General features: G+C 65.3%; 21 protein-coding genes. 3 read left to right on the top strand and 18 right to left on the bottom strand.

Annotated elements, in window-relative coordinates; translation table 11 throughout:
• Together GSQ92_RS13385 and GSQ92_RS13380 are read right to left on the bottom strand one after the other, a co-directional pair.
• Nucleotides 1-714, bottom strand: a complete 714-nt coding sequence (locus tag GSQ92_RS13385) for a hypothetical protein (RefSeq protein ID WP_159013596.1) — start codon at nucleotides 712-714, stop codon at nucleotides 1-3.
• Nucleotides 715-853: 139 nt separating this feature from the next.
• The gene (locus tag GSQ92_RS13380; RefSeq protein WP_159013595.1) at nucleotides 854-997 is read right to left on the bottom strand and encodes a hypothetical protein; all 144 of its coding nucleotides are present in this window, start codon (nucleotides 995-997) and stop codon (nucleotides 854-856) included.
• A 67-nt stretch (nucleotides 998-1,064) separates the two neighbouring features.
• Between GSQ92_RS13380 and GSQ92_RS13375 the strand changes: the two genes are divergently transcribed.
• Complete coding sequence (locus GSQ92_RS13375; protein WP_159013594.1) at nucleotides 1,065-1,607, top strand: hypothetical protein; 543 nt, start codon at nucleotides 1,065-1,067, stop codon at nucleotides 1,605-1,607.
• A 347-nt stretch (nucleotides 1,608-1,954) separates the two neighbouring features.
• Here GSQ92_RS13375 and GSQ92_RS13370 read toward each other — a convergent pair whose 3' ends face one another.
• The 15 genes from GSQ92_RS13370 to GSQ92_RS13305 all read right to left on the bottom strand — a co-directional run bounded on the left by GSQ92_RS13370 (nucleotide 1,955) and on the right by GSQ92_RS13305 (nucleotide 13,449).
• Nucleotides 1,955-2,101, bottom strand: a complete 147-nt coding sequence (locus tag GSQ92_RS13370) for a hypothetical protein (RefSeq protein WP_159013593.1) — start codon at nucleotides 2,099-2,101, stop codon at nucleotides 1,955-1,957.
• 17 nt (nucleotides 2,102-2,118) lie between these two features.
• On the bottom strand, nucleotides 2,119-2,463 hold the full coding sequence (locus GSQ92_RS13365) for a hypothetical protein (protein WP_159013592.1): 345 nt from the start codon (nucleotides 2,461-2,463) through the stop codon (nucleotides 2,119-2,121).
• Complete coding sequence (locus GSQ92_RS13360) at nucleotides 2,460-2,891, bottom strand: hypothetical protein (protein ID WP_159013591.1); 432 nt, start codon at nucleotides 2,889-2,891, stop codon at nucleotides 2,460-2,462. Before GSQ92_RS13360 ends, GSQ92_RS13365 begins: the two co-directional genes overlap by 4 nt.
• Nucleotides 2,892-2,904: 13 nt before the next feature.
• Entirely contained in the window at nucleotides 2,905-4,461 is a 1,557-nt protein-coding gene (locus GSQ92_RS13355; RefSeq protein WP_159013590.1) for a phage tail protein, read from the bottom strand.
• A gap of 3 nt (nucleotides 4,462-4,464) precedes the next feature.
• Entirely contained in the window at nucleotides 4,465-4,617 is a 153-nt protein-coding gene (locus GSQ92_RS29825) for a hypothetical protein (protein ID WP_174247813.1), read from the bottom strand.
• A gap of 19 nt (nucleotides 4,618-4,636) precedes the next feature.
• Nucleotides 4,637-5,473, bottom strand: coding sequence for a hypothetical protein (locus GSQ92_RS13350; RefSeq protein ID WP_159013589.1), 837 nt, complete (start codon nucleotides 5,471-5,473; stop codon nucleotides 4,637-4,639).
• Entirely contained in the window at nucleotides 5,473-6,123 is a 651-nt protein-coding gene (locus GSQ92_RS13345) for a hypothetical protein (protein WP_159013588.1), read from the bottom strand. The genes GSQ92_RS13350 and GSQ92_RS13345 overlap by 1 nt, the downstream gene beginning before the upstream one ends.
• Nucleotides 6,123-6,500 carry a hypothetical protein gene (locus GSQ92_RS13340; RefSeq protein WP_159013587.1) on the bottom strand — a complete coding sequence of 126 codons (378 nt, stop codon included), beginning with the start codon at nucleotides 6,498-6,500 and terminating at the stop codon, nucleotides 6,123-6,125. The genes GSQ92_RS13345 and GSQ92_RS13340 overlap by 1 nt, the downstream gene beginning before the upstream one ends.
• Nucleotides 6,501-6,523: 23 nt before the next feature.
• A complete protein-coding gene (locus tag GSQ92_RS13335; protein WP_159013586.1) occupies nucleotides 6,524-6,829 on the bottom strand; it encodes a hypothetical protein in 306 nt (101 codons plus the stop codon).
• A 6-nt stretch (nucleotides 6,830-6,835) separates the two neighbouring features.
• Entirely contained in the window at nucleotides 6,836-8,158 is a 1,323-nt protein-coding gene (locus tag GSQ92_RS13330) for a DUF4043 domain-containing protein (RefSeq protein ID WP_159013585.1), read from the bottom strand.
• Nucleotides 8,159-8,200: 42 nt separating this feature from the next.
• On the bottom strand, nucleotides 8,201-8,620 hold the full coding sequence (locus tag GSQ92_RS13325; RefSeq protein ID WP_158800833.1) for a hypothetical protein: 420 nt from the start codon (nucleotides 8,618-8,620) through the stop codon (nucleotides 8,201-8,203).
• Nucleotides 8,617-10,035: a phage portal protein gene (locus GSQ92_RS13320; RefSeq protein ID WP_159013584.1), complete on the bottom strand. Its 1,419-nt coding sequence runs from the start codon at nucleotides 10,033-10,035 to the stop codon at nucleotides 8,617-8,619. Before GSQ92_RS13320 ends, GSQ92_RS13325 begins: the two co-directional genes overlap by 4 nt.
• 27 nt (nucleotides 10,036-10,062) lie before the next feature.
• Complete coding sequence (terL, locus tag GSQ92_RS13315) at nucleotides 10,063-11,424, bottom strand: phage terminase large subunit (RefSeq protein WP_158800832.1); 1,362 nt, start codon at nucleotides 11,422-11,424, stop codon at nucleotides 10,063-10,065.
• A 266-nt stretch (nucleotides 11,425-11,690) separates the two neighbouring features.
• Nucleotides 11,691-12,935: a sulfotransferase gene (locus GSQ92_RS13310; RefSeq protein ID WP_159013583.1), complete on the bottom strand. Its 1,245-nt coding sequence runs from the start codon at nucleotides 12,933-12,935 to the stop codon at nucleotides 11,691-11,693.
• Nucleotides 12,936-12,954: 19 nt separating this feature from the next.
• Entirely contained in the window at nucleotides 12,955-13,449 is a 495-nt protein-coding gene (locus tag GSQ92_RS13305; RefSeq protein ID WP_158800830.1) for a DUF6362 family protein, read from the bottom strand.
• A 323-nt stretch (nucleotides 13,450-13,772) separates the two neighbouring features.
• On the opposite strand from GSQ92_RS13305, the gene GSQ92_RS13300 reads away from it, so the two are divergent.
• Together GSQ92_RS13300 and GSQ92_RS13295 are read left to right on the top strand one after the other, a co-directional pair.
• The gene (locus GSQ92_RS13300; RefSeq protein WP_158800829.1) at nucleotides 13,773-14,159 is read left to right on the top strand and encodes a helix-turn-helix domain-containing protein; all 387 of its coding nucleotides are present in this window, start codon (nucleotides 13,773-13,775) and stop codon (nucleotides 14,157-14,159) included.
• 158 nt (nucleotides 14,160-14,317) lie between these two features.
• Complete coding sequence (locus tag GSQ92_RS13295; protein WP_158800828.1) at nucleotides 14,318-15,400, top strand: calcium-binding protein; 1,083 nt, start codon at nucleotides 14,318-14,320, stop codon at nucleotides 15,398-15,400.
• Nucleotides 15,401-15,538: 138 nt separating this feature from the next.
• Here GSQ92_RS13295 and GSQ92_RS13290 read toward each other — a convergent pair whose 3' ends face one another.
• The gene (locus GSQ92_RS13290; RefSeq protein WP_158800827.1) at nucleotides 15,539-17,569 is read right to left on the bottom strand and encodes a hypothetical protein; all 2,031 of its coding nucleotides are present in this window, start codon (nucleotides 17,567-17,569) and stop codon (nucleotides 15,539-15,541) included.
• Between the last annotated feature and the right edge of the window lie 22 nt (nucleotides 17,570-17,591).

Genomic DNA, 17,591 nt, shown 5'->3' with positions numbered 1-17,591 from the left:
TCAGCTTCCCAGGTTGGTGAGTGAGTTGAAGCTTCGGCCGAGATAGGCGCCTCCCCAGGCAAGTGCCGCGAGCGAACCCGCCGTCGCCTGTGAAGCCGTTACCGTGGCGCCCGTGCCGTCACTGCCCAAAGTGAGATCGACGCCCTCAAGCGTGGCGCCGGCTGTCGTCATCGCCCCGCTGACGCCATCGCCAGCCGCCGATAACGCGGCAAGCGCCGTGCTATAGCCCGCTGTGCCAAAGGTAAGCGCGGTGGGGCTGGAGACAGCTTGCTCCGCGCCCGCGAGCAGCACGGTGCCGCCGATCACCGCTGCCGCGGTCGCGAGGTCGCCGATGACGCTCGTACCTGCCGCAGCGGTGCGGAAGTTGGTCTGGACGACGCAACGCAGCTGGTACGGAATCCACCAGGGCTTCGCATAGCTGAAGACGGCATCAGCGAGGATCACGACGTAGCTGTTGCCTTCCCAGCTCAGAGGCTGCGGTTGCCCGGCCGCTCGCATGGCGTCGAGTGACCGCGCCCGTGTGCCAGCCCCGGAACCGGAAAAGATGCCGGAGAAGACGAGGTCGGAGTCTATCGGGCCCAGAACGTCGATTACCCTGCCGCCGCCCGGCAGATCATGGATCGCCATCCGCTGCCTGCCGCCGAACTCGATCTGCTCAGGCACCTCAAAAGCCTCGAAGACGATGCCGCCGAGCGTGATGCGTGTCGTTGTCACAGGCTCACTCCTATCGATCTCTCACGCCTGCACCGGCCCTCACCCCCACCCGGCCACCCACGACAGTATGCTGATGGGTGGCATGCTGATGGGTGGCCGGGTGGAGGTGAGGGCCGGCGCAGACGGGAACAACGTTTTCTCAAAGCCCCATGCCGGGCCGAGCCGGGCTGTCGCGAGGGTTAAAGCTGCGTCCCCCGATGGGTGGCCGCGCCGCCTCTCGCGCCATGAGGCCGGACATCCAACGGCCGACCCGCGTGCCGTCGAGATAGACGTCACCCTGCATAGACCCCTGACCGCCTTGCTGGTCGGTCCGCGCAGGGGGAGCCATCGCGGCTTGCGGCGGGGCCAGGATGGGGCGCGCCGCCGCGCCTGGGGCAGCGGGACTTGGTGGTGATCCGGGCCGCCGTAGCGCTTCGCGGGGCGCCGCCGGTGCGGCGGATGCGACGACGTGGGCGCTTGCCGCCGGTGTCCGTACCCGTGGCTTTGGCGCGCTTGCTGAGGGTGTCGGGACCACAGATGACGATTGCCGCGACACAGCGGTTACGACAGGCCGTGACGGCACGCCGCGCGGCGGCGATGCCTGCGACGGAGCAGACGCCCCCTTAGTGGCGGCGGCTGGCGGGGAAGGGGGCGCCGCCGGTGTCGCGCGGCTTGGTGCGGCCGTGGCGGCCTCTTGCTTGGCCGCCCTAGGCCGCGACGCCATCGCATCGACAGTGATCCGCACCGGACGTCGTGGCGGTGGAGAGTCACCGGTGACCACAGCCGGGCCGGTTGCCCGCGCGGATGAGGGCTCGGACGTCACGGCGCGTGGTGCGACGATCGAAGCTTCTCGCGCCGCATCGCGTGGCGATGCCCGCCTCGCAACCCGCGCAACTGTCGCACGCGATACCTGAATGCGCGGCATCGGTCTCGGTGAAGTCGCTGTCGTCGCTGACCGACGCTCGGCCCCGGCCTCCCGTATCCGCGAGCGTGACTGCGGCTTGCGCTCGCCTGACGCGGAAGCGATCGCCGGATGTTTCGGCCGCTCGGCATGCTGAGGCGTTGTTACCCGCGCCGGCGCCGCGATGCCATGCGCGCGGGCCAGCGCCGCCATCCGCCCCGCACCGCTTTCCGCGCCTCGCGCGAGACGTGAAATCTCACGTTCCGCCCGCTTGATCGCCACGGATAGCCCGTGGTCCAACACGAGCGTAACGCCGGTCTCCTCGGTCTCGCTCATCGCCTTATCGTCGCGGGACAATTGTCACTCCGTCCAGGTAAGGTCGCGCCAGTCGAAGACACGGCCATCGAGTTCGCCCAGTGCCACGATGAAGGCCAGGCGCTCGGTGGGGGGCAGTAGGAAAGCGACGTCGAAGGGCACCCCGTTCCGCAGCAGGAACAGGCAATCCACCAGATCGGGATGCCGGCTCAGTTTCCCGCGTCTTGCCTCAGCTCATCGGGTGAGGGCGGCGTCTCGAAGATGCGCGCTACGGCATCCAGCCCGTCATCACCAAGCCGCGAGACCAGCGCTTCAATCTGCGCTTCGCTGGTAGGCGACGGCACCGGCACGCTGTCGATCGCCGTGACTGACCAGGCGAGCATCGCCATGCCGAGATACGGCGTGTTCTGCGCCAATTCCGCGCCCACCGCCTTGAACATCCGCAGCTTGTCGAGCGCGTTGAGGTTTCTCACCAAGATCTGCCGCCCGGCCGCGTCCACGACCTCGATCTCGGTGGAGGCCGCGCGCAGGATGGCTTGCGAGGGGCTGGTCATGAAACGCGCGTGCGGCTGGTGGCGTAAAACTCCAGCTTCTGCTTGACGCTGGCATCGCCCTTGTAAGCGCCGGCGGAGGTCAACTTAAACACCACGCCGTTGAACTGATAGGTCGAGGTCGAACCATCGGTTTCATCGACATATTGGTAAAGCGTGCCGGATGCGACAGTGCCGCCCGATAGGAAAGTGCTTTCGATCTGCGCCAGCAGGTCGTCCGCCGCCGATGACCCGCGCTCAATATCGAAGCTTCCATCCCAGCCTTTCGGCAATTCGGCGCCCAGCATCGTGCCGTCCATCCGATCGACGCGCACCGAAGCGGTAAGCTGCCGGCTCTCGAAGCCGGTGACGTGTTCGAGATCGACGCGGCCGAACGGCCCGAGAACCACGACCTGGCAATTGCTGCCAATCGTGAAGGTGTTGAGGGGCATGAGTGGCTTTCCTTCAGCTCTGGCTGCCAGGCAGCGTCTGGCGGCTGATCTGCACCGTCTGCCCGCCCTCGACGTTGACGATGAACTTCTCGTTAATCCCTTGATACTGGATCTGCACGTCGGCCTGGACATAGCCGAGTGCCGTGCGCGTATCGGGATTATTGGTGGTGTCGCAGATGACGGAGAAGGGCAGGCTCCCATCCGTGCTGCCGAGCTGACCTTGCGTCAGCATAGCCTGCAGGAAAGCCAGCAGCGTCGCACGGATATTCTGAAAAAGCGTCGCGTTTATCAGCGCGCCGACATAGATCCCCATGCCGGCGCTGAGCGTGGCCGCGATGTAATTGGTCAGCCGCGTATAGTTGTCGCCATTGATCGCTGGGTTCGACGAGGAATTATGCCCGCAGCGCACGCCCCAGTAACTACCGCCGGGTTGCGGATTGCAGATCACGTCGATGCCGGCCTGAAATAGTGTTTGCAGATCGGCGGTGGCATAGGTCGTGGTTTGGCCAGTGATCGCGGCGCCGCTCTTCTGGCTGCCGACGATGCTATAGAGCTGCTTGTTCAGGCTGGACTGCTCGGGCGAAAGATTGGCGAGCCGCCCGGCCGCGAAGCCCTGCGGCGATACCAATCGAAGCTGTTGGTTGACCTGGTCGTTCCAGTAGATCCAGTCGCCAAACATCAGCTTGGTCGCATAGCTGTCGAGCCCCGCCTCGGCCTTGGTCGAGACCGCGTTGGCGATGGTGTCGCCCGCTGGGCCCGCGAGGATCATGTAGATGCCCTCGGAGAGTCCGAACTCCGCTTGCGTCGTGTATTGCGTCGCGTCGGTCGCATCGGCGAGCAGTGCCACCGAACAGCCCTGTCCGCGCAGCGCATACATGCCGAGGCGCGGCAGCGTATCGACGCCGATCAGCGTCGCCGCGGTCGCTCCCGTCGCGCCGTCGCTGCCGGCGGTGCCGGCCGTGAAGGGATACAATCCAGCAATTGGCGCCGCGGTGCCGCTCGCATAGGCGGCCGCCACAAGTTGGGACGCGCCGCGCAGCGGACCGGTGCCCGTGTTCACGGCATTGACCAGCGCCTGCCAAAGCGCCGCGCCGGTCCCGGTGATGTTGTCGTAGACTTCCGGTGTCACGCCAGGCAGCGTGATCGTCAGCCGCCAGCTTCCCGCCTGGGATCCGGTGGACAGCACGGTCACGATGCTGTTGCCAAGGCTGCCGGTATAGAGCGCGGTCAGCGTCAATGCGCTCTGGATGGTCAGGGTCGCGGCGGTATCGGTGCCGTCCGTTACCCGCACGCAGCGAAAATTCTGCGCGCCCTGCTGCACCGCCGTCGCCACCTGCGTGCCCATGTCGAACAGGCGCGGCATCACGGGACCGAAGGCCGCCGCATATTGCGCCATGGTGCCGACGATCGCCGGCAACCCGACAGGTCCCCAGCTCGCCGTGCCGATGACGCCGAGCACATCGGTCGGCACGCCATTGAGCAGAAGCGTCTGCGGCGCGACGATCTGCACATAGAGATCGGGCACCACCAGCGCGGTGGTGTTGATCGTGCCCTGCTGGACAATGGGCATGGTCTATTTCCCCCCGCCGGCCGCGCCGCCTTGTGTCGTGACCCGGACGACATGCAGGGCGTTCTCACCCTTGAGGATGGCGTCGATCCGGTCCTTATCCGTGATCACGTCTCCTCGGGCGAGGCCCGCGAAAGGCTTCACCACCACAAGCTTCATAATGCGATCTCCTGATCTGTCAGCCGAGCAGCGGCGCGATGGCCCCAGCGGTGGAACCGAGCGTTCCAGTGCCGAACAGCATGCTGGGCAATATGCTTGCTTCGGTTGTCGGATAGTCCACGAGGTAGACGAGATCCCGGCGATACATCCGCGCGGTCTCGGCCTGGTCGCTGGTAGCACCACCCCCGAGCGTCAATCTGCCGCCGGTGCCATCAGCAAGTGTCAGGAAGTAAAGTCCCGACAGTGCGGAATCGATCGCCCCGGCGACCTGGTCGCGCAGCATAGGCGTCGGGCACCAGCAGATGACCTTGAACTCCTGGCGCTGCCGCCGGGTCTCCCGGATCGCACTCTGGCTTTGCACGACGCGGGCAAGAATGTGCCCAGCACCAGGCAGGCCGAGCGTCGCACCGCTGAGTTGCACGATGCGCCCCGCCGCACGGGCCGGCGCCGCGAGCGATGCGGCGACGGAGGCCGTGGTATCCGTCGCCTGCACCGCGTAGCTGTATGTCGCTCCATCCACCGCGACCCCCGCTACCTGGCCGCTCGCCGGCTGGCCCCCAAAAGTCACAGATACGCCGCTGATTGCCACCGTAAGCGTTGGAGTGATCAATGTCGGCACTTGCCAGGTCGGTGGATAGCGCGTGGTTTCGCGCGGCGGGGCCGGGGACGGGTAAATCGTGACATTGACGATCCCGGCCGCAAGATCGGCGTCGAGCGCGGCGGAAGCCGGCCAGCCGCGATAAATGCGGGAGGTTTCCGCCCCAGCGACGCCCGAAGCCTGGTTCGCGCCATTCGGATAAAGCGCGGCGGTTACCGCCGCCGCCAGCGCCGTCTCGACATCCGACTGGTCCGCCATCACACTTGCGCCTGCGTCACGTTAAGACGCCAGCCCAGCGCGGTATATTCAGCTTCGGTAATGGTGGAGATCGCGCCGGTCTCGTCTGTCAGGATGTCGTGTGGGCGCAAAACAACATTCCGGTCACCACGGAGGGCGGGCAGCAGCACGACCCAGCGCCCCGCGGCCGTTTCTCCCGGCAATTCACCTACCCCGCGTCCCGCGCCGCCGGCCAACACGCTTGCCGGCCAGTCGCGCAGCAACACGGTCTCGCTTCCCGCCGTCACGCCGCCATAAGGATTCAAGCCGGCGCTCGGCGCGCCACTCGGCCGGACCACGCTCAATACCCGATTGGTCTGCACGCAAACCGGCGGGAGGAGCGGCGGCTGAGCGGCAATGAAGAAAGTGCCGAGCGGCCCCACGAGATAATCGCCCACCTGCGTATAGGCGCTGTCATAGACGCCGAACCATACCGGCACGCCATAACGCGCACTGCGGTTCCAGGTTTGGTCCTCGCCATGAAATGCCACGTCCAGCCGAAGGAAAAAGCTGCGTGGCGTGATCGGCGCGAAGGGATCCGCTGGCCGATACGCATCATAGCTCTCGCCTAGCCGCAGCGCGGCGCGACCCAGCCCGCGCGAGACGGCGTCCTGCAGCCGATAGCTCTCCATCACACCACCAGCACGATGCCGGGATCGGCGAAGGCGGGTCCTGGCGGCACACCGAGGAAAGCGGCCAGGCGGCGGCGCCAAAGATCGAATAGTGAGGTGCGGTCGGCGACCTCACTGCGATTATGTGTCCAGACCGCCGCCTGGTCAGTGTCGAGGTTCTGTCCCGCTCCCGGTACAGCCTGCTCGAGCCCCGTGAGCGTCGCGAGATACTGCAGCACGACCGACTCCTCCGCCGGTGCCAGATTGCTAAGCCGATATTCGAGGAGCCCATAGGCCTGGAAGAACCGCCAGCCCTGGAAACCGCTGGCCCCGGCGCCATAGGCCGGATAGCCGCAGAAACGCCGGATATCCGTGCGCTGCGCGTCGGTGAAGCTCATCGGTTTCCTAACTTTGGCTTAGGTCAAAGCGCGGAGCCGGTACCGCGCGACACATAGATTGTGCCGCTGCCGGAACTCAGGATCACCGCCGCCGCCGTTACCGTGGGGCTCACGCTCAACAACATTTGCGCGCCCGAGGGCACCGGCAGATCCGTCGCCAGCGCCGTGAGCGTGCCGGTGCCTAAGCGCAGAAAGCCGATCGCGGCGCTCGCGTTGTAGACGAGAAGCGTCGGGCCGGTGCCGGGGATCGCCGCCGTGGCGCTGGTCGTGGTTGCCGCGATGGAGACCGTGGCCTCAGGGTTGAACGGGGAGACGCTGCCGCTCGCCATGGCGCGCTACCCCACATGCTCGACCATGACGGCGCGCTTGAAGCTCGCATTCGTCGCGGTCGGCACGGTCAGCGGCGTGGTTGTGGTGTCCGAAGGCGCGCAGAAACCGCCAATCCAGTACCAGCTTTGTGCGATGATCTGCTGCAGCCGGTCAATCGGTTCCCGCGTCACCATGGCGACGCCATCGACGATGGTGACAATCGAATCCCTCGGCGCCACGTCATCGGCATCGATGCCCGCGAAGTCGCCCTCGATCAGCGCGCCCTGGCCGCAGACGATTGGGCGCCGCACGGTGAGACCCGCCACCAGCGGATGCGGCTGCACGAAAGTCTCGGTCGTTGGAATGAAGCGCAGGCCGAGGAAGTCTCGCACAGCGCCTTCTTGGAACACGGTATTGGCGGAGGTCGCGCCGGTGAACAATGTCTTGAAGTCCGGATCGGCGAAAAGCTGCCGCGCGGAGACGGGATCGAGGTAGCAATTGTAAACCCCATCGATCTCCGGCACCGCATTCTTTCGCAAAGTCGCCACCGCATCGAGCAGATTGGCCATGCTGAGACTGTCATTCGCTTGCAGCAGCGAGGTATTGCCCCGCCCGGCTGGCCGCAGAATGGCGCTCGCAGTAGCGGCCTGCACGGTACTGCCGAGCGCGCCGTCGCCGAGCGAGACATTGCTGCTGAATGTCAGTGATCCCGAAAGACCATTGGGCGCGGTCGAAACACTCGGCGAGTCCAGCGCCACGCCGTTGAGTGTGTAGATACCCGCGCCCACCGCGACAGTGAGCGGATTAGCGGAGGAAACCGGCACCTGGATGCCGTTGACGAAGACGCTCTGGAAACCGCGGACATCATCCACCGCGATCGTCGGACCGGCGCTGCCCAGTGCTGTCGCCACCCGGGTATTGCCGCCGAAATACGCCTGGAACAGGGCGTTGCGCGCCAGCTCATCCAGGCTGCGTGCCGCCTGCTCGCCATTGGTATAGGCGTTCTGCAGGAACTGGCTCGCGATACCAACGCGGCTCGTCACCATGTTGAGATCAGCGGTCGCGGCGTAGAAGTTGAGCGTCAGCGTATATTGCTCAACGCCCCAGCCGGTCGGCGTCAGCCCATTGTCGAGATTGGTGTTGAGTGCGGGCGCCAGCGGCGTCGTCACGCTTGGCTTAAGCCCGGCGCGCGTCTTGGTCAGCGTCTCACCGATGCCGACAGCGATTTCCTCTCGATCGGCCACGGCTCGGTAACCGAGGCGGGATCGCAGGGCTTGCTGGAACTCGCGCTCCAGGAACCCTTGCTGGATGATCGGTTGCAAAGCGGTTGGGAAGTTCTGGATGCCCATGAGGATCCTCGTGCGTGGCTGGTGTGAGAAGGCGCGTCGCGCTTAGAGGCGTCGCAGCAGGGCAGCGCGGGCGATGCGATATTCGTCGTGGCTCATCTCTAAGGCCGCCTTCTGACGCGGCGGCTGGGAAGGCGGTGGCGCGGCGGCGATGGCGCTGGAACCGGAAGCAAACAGCCAAGGCTTCGCCCGCCGGAAACGTTGAATGAGCGCCGCGGCCCCTTCGACCTCGCCGCCCTCCGTCCAGGAAAGCTCTGCCGGATCGATGAGCTTGAGCCCATCGAGATCGACCATGCCGGCGCGCAGCGCCTCGGCCTTCAGCTCGGCGCGAATGAGATTGGCCCGCGACTGTTCGCCGAGCGAGCGTACCTGTTGCTCAAGCTGCGCCGCGCGCATCCGCAACGCCTCCATGGTCTCGCCGGCCGGCGTCTCGGTGGCCGGAAATGTGCCGTCAGCCGTCGTCATGAGGTCTGTGTGTCCTTTGCGATGCTGGAAAGTTCGGCGGCGACATCCGCGATGCCGTAGGTGTCGGCCAGCGAACGGGTCGCCGTCTCCCGGCTGATCAGCCCGGCCGCGCAGAGCGTCTGCAGGGTCTGCGCTTCGGCCAAACGGTCGGCGGGCGAGGACGGATACCAGGGCCGCCACCGCAGCGAGAGCCGGCTACCTTCGCTGATTGGCGGCGCGGCACGCCCCATCACCGTGATGGTGTAGCGTTCCGTCGCCCGCGCGATCATCCGTGCCAGAGGCAGAAGCCCGCTCTCGCCATAGGAGATGCGGAGATTGTCGGCGAGCCAGATAAGCCCTTGGTTCATGAGTTCGAGCGCGCGGCCTGACTGTGCGGCGGCAATACGGTCTGCGCTCGCGCGATTGCCGTGTACGCTTTCCAGCGCAAATTCCCGCAGCGCGCGAACATAATCGATGACCGCATTCGCCGCCGTGCCGCCGATCTCCAGCAGCCGTGCGTCGCCATCCTTGCTGACGACCAAGGCATTGCCGGCACCTTTGATGATCTCGCGATCGGGTGTCGCCGGCTCCTTGATGAGCAGTGTCGGGTCGGAGCTGTATTTCAGCCCGCGACCTGCTTGCGATAGCTGGTAGTCGATTTCGATGCCGGTCTCGATGGCGGCGCGGAACGTCGCGGCCCCATCGATCTCGCCGCCACCTAAGCCCGTCCCGCCGGGCAGGTTGCGTATCCAGACGAGCGGAACGAAGCCGAGATCATGGCTCAACGTGCGCGCCGCATCGATCTCAGGTGCGAGTTCCGCCGGCCAACTGACGGGCCAGGGCTGGAACCACGTCTCGGCCTCCGCATCCCAGCGGCGCATGAACCAATAGTCGGCGCCAGGATCCTCGATCGCATAGCCCTGTGCCGCCAGCACGGCGCCCTGCACCTTGTAGCGCTCGGTGACGGAAGCAAGAGTATCGGGGGCTTCCGTTTGCCAGACTGGCGTGAGGAAAATGCTGTCGAGCACGGAGACGAAGACGCGGCCCTTCAATATGCGCAGCAGCAACGCCACCGATCCGATCGAGCCACGGATCGCCGCATCGATCATGATCTCGTTAAGCCCAGTCTCCTGCACCAGATCCGCGAAGAAGCCGCGAATATCGGCATCGGGCGAATCGATCGCCGGGAAGTGCCCCTCGCTGAACAGCAGGGCGACACTATCCTCCACCACGATGCGCGGCAGGGCATAACGCACGGAAGGGCGGCGGTCGCGCAGCGGGATATACTCGCCGCTCGCCGAGCGCTCCTCATGAAACTGATAGGGCAGCACGTCGTACAGCGTGCCGTTCAAGGTCCGCCGCAGGAGGTCGAGCGTGGCGACGCGCGGCGGATAGTCCGGGTCGCGCGGAATGAGCGCGCGAATCGTATCGAACATGAGCGGCCTCGCGGATGGGAAGAGTGGTTAGCGCCCGAGATGGGGAATATGCAGGCGTCGCGTCGGCGCATCCGGCGGCAGCAGCGTCATGAAGGCGCGAGACAGCGCATCGACCTGGTCGTCCTTGTTGCCATGCGGGAAGTCCCGTAGCTCATCGAGGAACGGCAGGTTCCAGCGCCCGCGCAGCAGACGCAGATTGCCGGCCTCAACCTGGGCGGCAACGGGCGACGCACGGGTGATCTTCGAGCCTGTTTCCGGCGTCGCCGTCACACGAAAACCAGCTAGGCGCCGCGTCAGATAAGCGACCTGCGCACGCCCCGCCTGGCCTGGATCTTGCGGCAGGGAAATCAGCACCTCCGCGCCATCCTCGCGCGCACTCGCCAAGATCACCGCCTCTACCTCCCCCGGCGAACCGCGCAGGCGCTGCACGTCGGTCACGAGAAGGTTGCCCTCCGCATCACGCTCCAGCCGCAGTCCAACGGTCCAATCCGGATCGCGTCCCGGCCCAGGGATCGCCGCGGCAAGGTCCCAGGCGCGCACTGCCGCGACAGAGTCTTCCGCCGCGTGTTCGAGGGTCGGGATGCGATCGACCAGAAACAGGCCGCCGCTCTGCGGCTTGGGGTCCTGCTGGTAGAGCGCGGAGAAGGTGCGGTCGCCGACGACCAGGCGTTTGCGCTCGATCGCCGCTGCATCTTCCCATTCCGGCCAGAGCGCATCACCCGGCTGGCGACCCAGCGGGTCCTCTGCTTCGGCCAAGGCGGGAAGCCGCACCACCGTCCAGTTCTTCTCGGTGTCGAGGATCCGGCCGCCCAGATCGTCCTGATGCCAGCGCGTCATCACCAGAATGATGCGGCCGCGCGGCTTGAGGCGAGGCACCAGATCGGCGCGATACCATTGCCATGCATGCTCCCGCGCGGTCGGCGAATCCGCCTCCGCAAAGGACTTCACCGGATCGTCGATGATTGCCAGGTCGGCGCGGCGTCCGGCGATCGGTCCGCGCATACCCGTCGCGAAATACTCGCCCCCGCGCGAGGTGCGCCAGCGATGCGCCGCTCGTTCGTCGGGCTCCAGTTTATAGCCCAGTGTGCCCGCGTGCGCCTGTATCAGCTGCCGCGTCCGCCGCCCGAAATGGCTGGCGAGGCTTTCCGTATGCGAAGTGGCGATCATCGCGGAACGCGGATGCGCGGCGAACCACCATGCCGGAAACAAAACCGAGGCGTAGGTCGATTTCGCCGATCCCGGCGGCATCAACACCATCAGTCGCTCGATCTCACCGCGACTCGCGGCATCCAGCTTCGCCAGCAAAAGTCGGTGATGGTCGGCGGGCTTTTGCCCATAGGCCTCAAGCGCGATCTCTGCCCATTCGAGCAGACTGGGAACCACCGCCATGCAGCGTGCTGACCTCCCGGCGTTGGCTACCGGGCGCCGCGAAGCTGCCACCCTGTAAGACTGGATGGTTGGGAATAAATACGCAGCGGCGTGCGGCAAAGAATCTGCGCCGCACGTCACTGCGAGAATGGAATTAGAGAATGCGATTAGATGCCGCTGCCTCGGCGCCCGGTTCAACTCACCGTGCCGCGCAAACCACCATCATACTTATTTCTATACCGAAATATGGGGCGCCCGTCAAGGAAAATGTTACCCAATCGTAAAGACTAGGACGCCTGCGCCTCAGCCGCGATATCGAAATGGGCCGTGTAGTCCAGGAACCGGGCGCGTTCTTGTGTCAGCTCCAACCCATGGTCGCGCAAATTGTAGATGTTCGCGCCGTAGCCACCTCGCGGGCGGTCAGCGACCTCAGCCGCCATCCTTGACGAGGCGTGCTCGTCCAGAGGCATGTCGAAATAGCTATATAGATCCTTGATGGTCCCCAAAGGTTCGCGCGCGAAATCCTTGTACTGCACATGAAAGATGCCGTCGCCGCCGTTACGGCCGGCTGGCGCCGCGGCGATCATGGCGCGCGCACCCTGTTCCCAGCGTGCCGCGACCTGATGGCCGATTTCCTCGCGGCTGATCACGCGGGCAAAGGGGCCTCGCAGGATCTCGGTCAACCGCGCCACCGAAGCCAGCACCTTTGGGGGGTCGCGATGGACGAAAACGATCCGCGCGTCGGGATAGACCGCGCGGACGGCATCGAGCGCGAAAACATGGTCGGGGCATTTTAGCACCCAGCGCGTCTCACCGGCCGCCTTGCCGCGCTGGAACTGCAAATGCTGCAGGAAGCGCTTGTGGAAACGATAGGCGTCGCGGTGCCCCTCGGCATCGAGCCAGGCGAGATATGATGGAATGCGGAAGGTGGTGTCGTAGCGCAGCGACTGGAACACCTGGGCGGTGATCTCGGTGCATTCCTGCGGCATGCTGGCCGAAAGCGGATGCACGCTGCGGAAATCGGGCGCCATCCGCGCGAAGCTTTGTAGCTGGCGTTCGGTCGCCCGGACGCGGCGATCGGCGCCGCGGCGGGGCGGGTAGGGCGCCATCACCTGCCAACAGCTTGGGCTGAGATTTGCGGTGTCGCAATCCAGCAGGCGGTGGAGGAAGGTCGTGCCGCTGCGTGGCAGGCCGGTGATGATGAGCGGCTGGTCGATCGCAACTGCGGCGATCTCCGGTCTTCGCCGCTCCTCCTCCCGCAAGCGGAGCAGGTTGCCGAGACATCGCAGGGCATCCCAGCGCGCCGCTATACGCCCGACCAGCGAGAGACCGGCTTCCCGGTCGAGTGCATCACAGAGCCTGCCCAGGGACTCTCGGACGCGGTTGCTGTCCGCGTCCGCCCCGAATGAGACGTCAGGGGTGCGGGAGAGTGCCGCGTCGATCAGACTGTCGGCTTCGAGGGCGCGGGTGCCCAGGCCGGTTGCCACGGAAAGCCGGTCCGCGAGGCAAAGTATCCGCGTCTCTATCGTCACGCTGTAACCTGGTCCTTAGCTAGGGCGGCAAGCCCGCCGCGGTGAGGCTGTATAACTTGCCTTGCTGGTTTGTGGCAGAGAGGGTCACGGCCCTGGCACGTAGAGCGAGCAGGATAAGGTCGATTCCCGCCATGTGCCAGCGCTGCACGGCCTTATGATCGGATCCCAACATCTCGGCTAGCCGCCGCCAGGCGTACAGATGGCGGCCGGTAAGCGGATGCACCAGCGCCCGGCATCCCACGACGCGGCGTAGCAGCAGCCGATCCTCGGGGATCAGCAGGATCTTGGCGAAGGTCGCGTCCATCCGGCTGATGCGTGCCGCGGAGGGCACCGGCGGCCGAAGTGGTCCATTGTCCCAGCCATAGGCATCGCCCGCTTCGCGGACGAAGGGAAGCGCGCCGCTGCGAAGCGCGGTCGAATAGCCGGAGGGCGGCAAGGAGAGCAGCGTTGCGCCGGCTTCCTCAAGCAGCGCCACCAGCGCCTCAATCTCCGGTGACGTCCGACGTCCGGTCACGACCGGGGCTCCGCCCGTGACTCTGTCGAGCGATCGGTCGGGGATCCAAGGCGATAGGCCTCGTCCTCCAGCAGTGTGCCGCGGACCAGGATCGCCCAGCTGCGCGGATGACCGGGGGGTAGCGGCGCGCGCGCGGCCTCCTCCACGTCGTTCCATGCTTGGTCGGCAAATAGCGCTTGAGCGAGCGGTATGGGATGAACTAGGTTCCCATCCGTAGGCGGAACATTCTGGTTAAATAACAAGATGACCTCCCCTCTGCGTACGTAAACGATATGTTAGTGCAACTAACATTGAAATGCAATCGCAACGAAAGTGGGTGTGCAATGTCGGTTTTGACGGCGGATCGGATTTTCCGCCCCACACAGGGGCAGCCACAGATCGGTTCCCGGATACGGGAGGCGCGTCAAGCGCTCGGTCTGACGCAGGAAGCCTTGGCTCACAATGTCGGCGTATCCCGAAGTGCGGTGGCACAGTGGGAGACGGAGCGCACGGGGCAGGTGCGCGCCAATCTGACACGCGTCGCGGCGGTGCTCGGCGTGTCGTTGGGCTTTCTGCTGAATGGCGATTCGGGGCCCTGGGCGGACAATGCCGAGACCGCCGATGAATGGGCCTTATTGAGACTGTATAGACAGTTAAGAGAAACGGATCGCCAGGAGATGCTGCGCCTCGCTCGAAGGTTGGTCGCTGCTAGCGACGGGCCTCATCGCTAAACCCGCGCGTAAACCTTAATCTTTGAGCAATCCGAGCATCGCAACGGCGTGAATTTCAGTTGCGATGCAGCACCCGTTCGACCTATTAAATTACTATATCGTAACGTATGTGCATCCCGGGATTGCTGCCCTTTGGGTGCGTTTTAAGGAGGCATTGAATGACTGGCGTGACCGTGGGTGGGGCTCTAGCTCCATTTAATTTTACAGGCCCAAGCTCAGCCTATAACGGATTTGCGCAAGCCGATTTCGCCAGCTTCTTCGGAACTGGCGACGCAATCGGCGCCAACACCGCCGACTACAGCGGTGTGGGATCTGTTCCTGATGCATCCCTGTCGCCAAATGCGACGCTGGCCTTGCTTACGGGCGTGACAGACACGACCGTTCCATCTGACTACCAGTCCTTCTATGACCTGGCGGGCGGCGACACCGTCACCGGCAGCGGCGATCTCGATGTATTCCTGCAAGGCGGTCTGTCGTCCGGCACATCCTTCAACACCGGCACCGGCGACGATAAAATCTATGCTGGCGGTTCCGACACCATAACGGCCAGTTCGGGCAGCAACACCATCATCGGTGGTAGCAGCGGCCCGGTGGTCGTGAATGGCTCGGGTGGCGGCAATCTCTACTTCGTTGGTGGTGCTGGCGCTGTCTCCGTCATCGGTGGCAGCGGTCATTCTACCTTGTTCGGCGGCACTGGCTCGGCGTCGACCTTCCTTGCGGGCGGGGCAGGCAACAACACACTCGTGGGTGGGTCGGGCACTGGTTCGTCGACAATTGGCGGTGGTTTCAACGACGTCGAGTTCGCGCGCGGAAGTGGTCCCATCACCCTCATCGGCGGCACCGGAACCTCCCTCATGGTCGGCGTCACGGGTACGGGCCCCGAGCTTTTCAGCACCAGTCCGGATCCAGCGGGCATTACCGCTACCAATTCAGTAGGCACTACAACTGCTCTAATCGGGCTGAATAAGGCTGCCGATACTGTTGTAGGCGGGACAGGAAGCTCCACGGTCATTGGTGGCGGCACCGGAAACGATACCTACTCGTTCCTGGCCGGTCACGCTGGCGGCGTAGAAACGATCTATAACCTGACAGAAGGGGACAAGATCATATTCGGCAATTATGTGGGCAATGCGATCAAGTCCGAAGGAGTCGTCAATGGCTCGGACGTGATCAAGCTCACAGATGGCACGACGATCAATCTCTTCGGCATAACCCACACGCTCTTCCCGCCGTCAACCTAATCGGTCGAGCGTCGACCACGCTTTACTAAAGGCGCGTCGCCAAAAGGCGATCGTTCCTCGACACGGCCCGTCGCAGCAATGCGCGGGCCGTTTCGCCGCAACGCGGTGCAGGGATCGGCTCGAATCCTCAACCGGTGATCAGGAGAAGGTCGGCTGCGGATTGGCCACGGCGAGGCGGTCGTAATGCCGCAAGATCATGACGAGCTTGAGGAACAACACCGTCACATCCGCCGTCTCCCTGTCCATCCGGGCACTGGGTGGCAGTGGCGCCATCGAAGGCTCGCCCGAGACCAGCCGGGCACCGGCCGACACTCGCAACACGGCAGCGGGCTCGCCGCCGATCCCGATCGCCACCGGCTGACCGATATGGCACCGCCGCCGTATCGCCGCGCGTTCCGCCGGCCCGCGTATCAGGCTCTCGGGCAGCGCTTCGCCGAGATCCGCGTTGAGCCAATGATACACCCGCCGCGCCTCGGCCAGATCCAGGAAACCAGACACCGCGGGGCGCCGCATCGCGAAGCAGCGAATCGTATCGGTCTCCGTCCATTCGCTGACAGACACGGCGTCCGGTTGCAGACGGACCGCTTGCAGTTCGGAATGCTCCGCGATCGCCCCTTCGACATGCCGAATGAAGCGATGCAGCAGCGCTTTGCGCGCTGCGGGAGGAACCGCCGCATAGGCCTCCATCTCGGCTAGCGCCGCGTGCCAGCGCAGGCAAAGTCCATGATTACCCGCGCTGTCCAGGGCCGTCGCGGCGAAAATGCCCTCCGGCCATTCCAGCGCGTCGCTATAATCGACGAGACCGCTTGGCAGCTCTCCGCCGTTCAGGCGCTCCAAGACGCGTCCCGGCGCCACAACCGCGCCAGCGAAGGGCGGCCCGGTGAAGAACTTCGACCCGGTGACCAGCACTATCCAGCCGCGCTCGAGGAACCCGCGTACTGCGCCGTCCTCTAGTCGCGCCTGGCAGGCATCGACCACGATGTCGAAGGCACCGGCATAACACGCGCCGAGTGCTTCGGCACAGGCCAGGCTCGGCGCGCGCAGGCCGGTCTTGGAAACGTCGAGAACATGCAGCAATGGGCGCCGTCCGGTGGCGATCGCCGCCTTCACCGCTGCCACGCAATCCGCATCAACCTCCGCCGCTGAGCGCGGCCCGCCATCGGCCGAGCGCACCGGGATCGAGACCAGGCTGGTACCCGGCCGAAACCCGGCGATTGGTTCACCCTTTGGCACCATGGCGCCCGCCGCGGCATCGACCGCGAAGTGCCGCCCCACCGCCGCCAGCGGCACGCCGCTCCCGGTTTCCTCCGGTGCGATCAGAATGTTGGTGACGGGCAAAGGTCCAGACGCTTGTGCCAAGGCAAGCGCGATCAGTTCGCAATCCGTGCCCGAGGCGGCGAGAACGACACCCGCGCCCTGCGGCAGCCGATAAAAGTCCGCGATCCCCCGGCGGATGGCCGCAGTCTCCGCCGCCACCGCCCCGCGCCGATGGCTTTGCAGCGCGCCACCCATCATCCGTCGCCGTGCCTCTTCTGCACCACGAAAGCCGCGCTCCGAACAGGACGAAGCGGTCGAGGAGGCGAAGGTAATCGCCCAGGGGCGCGGCCGATGACTGCAGCCATAGCCATTGAGCCCGGTGATCGGGTTGTTCCCAAGGCGAATGTCGCCGCCCTGTTCCATCAGCCATTCCGTCGGGCCGATCAGCGGCCAGGCCTCGCTCAGCCTCTCATGATCCGCCCGATCCAGCACCTCGGCCGCCGCCGCCGGCTGGTGCGCGGAAAGCCGGGTCCAGATGAGGCGACACAGACTGAGGTCGGGGGCCGATCGCCCCGCCAGCGGCGCGATCCAGGCAGGCAACGAAACCCCGCCATCGCTCGCCGTCTCCAGCCCGATCGCCAGCGCCGCGCAGCGGGCGGCGGCAAGCCCCGCGACTGGCGCCGCGCAAAGTCCGCTGAGCCACCCTAGCTCCAGCCCATGGCGTAGATGAAACAGCGCCTCGGCCCCGCTCGGCAGGGCCGAGGCGCCGAACGTCACTTGCCGGGGTCCGGAGACTGTGAACGGCAGACCGAGCGGTCCATCCGTCCGGATCGCCATTCCGGCCATCAACAGGCCAAGTTCGGGGTGGCGACGGATCGCGGGATGCGCGGGGGCAAGCGACTCAAGTTCCATGCATCGGACCTCGGGGAGAATT

The organism is Acidisoma sp. S159 (assembly GCF_009766125.1).
Taxonomy (GTDB): Bacteria; Pseudomonadota; Alphaproteobacteria; order Acetobacterales; family Acetobacteraceae; genus Acidisoma.
The sequence above is the reverse complement of the archived record's forward strand: the minus strand, read 5'-3'. Positions and strand labels throughout refer to the sequence as shown.

Excerpts from the sequence above, each read along its gene's own strand:
- GSQ92_RS13380 (WP_159013595.1), bottom strand. The coding sequence starts at position 997 with ATGCAGGGTGACGTCTATCTCGACGGCACGCGGGTCGGCCGTTGGATG.
- GSQ92_RS13375 (WP_159013594.1), top strand. The coding sequence starts at position 1,065 with ATGGGGCGCGCCGCCGCGCCTGGGGCAGCGGGACTTGGTGGTGATCCG.
- GSQ92_RS13365 (WP_159013592.1), bottom strand. The coding sequence starts at position 2,463 with ATGACCAGCCCCTCGCAAGCCATCCTGCGCGCGGCCTCCACCGAGATC.
- GSQ92_RS13360 (WP_159013591.1), bottom strand. The coding sequence starts at position 2,891 with ATGCCCCTCAACACCTTCACGATTGGCAGCAATTGCCAGGTCGTGGTT.
- GSQ92_RS13355 (WP_159013590.1), bottom strand. The coding sequence starts at position 4,461 with ATGCCCATTGTCCAGCAGGGCACGATCAACACCACCGCGCTGGTGGTG.
- GSQ92_RS29825 (WP_174247813.1), bottom strand. The coding sequence starts at position 4,617 with ATGAAGCTTGTGGTGGTGAAGCCTTTCGCGGGCCTCGCCCGAGGAGAC.
- GSQ92_RS13350 (WP_159013589.1), bottom strand. The coding sequence starts at position 5,473 with ATGGCGGACCAGTCGGATGTCGAGACGGCGCTGGCGGCGGCGGTAACC.
- GSQ92_RS13345 (WP_159013588.1), bottom strand. The coding sequence starts at position 6,123 with ATGGAGAGCTATCGGCTGCAGGACGCCGTCTCGCGCGGGCTGGGTCGC.
- GSQ92_RS13340 (WP_159013587.1), bottom strand. The coding sequence starts at position 6,500 with ATGAGCTTCACCGACGCGCAGCGCACGGATATCCGGCGTTTCTGCGGC.
- GSQ92_RS13335 (WP_159013586.1), bottom strand. The coding sequence starts at position 6,829 with ATGGCGAGCGGCAGCGTCTCCCCGTTCAACCCTGAGGCCACGGTCTCC.
- GSQ92_RS13330 (WP_159013585.1), bottom strand. The coding sequence starts at position 8,158 with ATGGGCATCCAGAACTTCCCAACCGCTTTGCAACCGATCATCCAGCAA.
- GSQ92_RS13325 (WP_158800833.1), bottom strand. The coding sequence starts at position 8,620 with ATGACGACGGCTGACGGCACATTTCCGGCCACCGAGACGCCGGCCGGC.
- GSQ92_RS13320 (WP_159013584.1), bottom strand. The coding sequence starts at position 10,035 with ATGTTCGATACGATTCGCGCGCTCATTCCGCGCGACCCGGACTATCCG.
- terL (WP_158800832.1), bottom strand. The coding sequence starts at position 11,424 with ATGGCGGTGGTTCCCAGTCTGCTCGAATGGGCAGAGATCGCGCTTGAG.
- GSQ92_RS13300 (WP_158800829.1), top strand. The coding sequence starts at position 13,773 with ATGTCGGTTTTGACGGCGGATCGGATTTTCCGCCCCACACAGGGGCAG.
- GSQ92_RS13295 (WP_158800828.1), top strand. The coding sequence starts at position 14,318 with ATGACTGGCGTGACCGTGGGTGGGGCTCTAGCTCCATTTAATTTTACA.
- GSQ92_RS13290 (WP_158800827.1), bottom strand. The coding sequence starts at position 17,569 with ATGGAACTTGAGTCGCTTGCCCCCGCGCATCCCGCGATCCGTCGCCAC.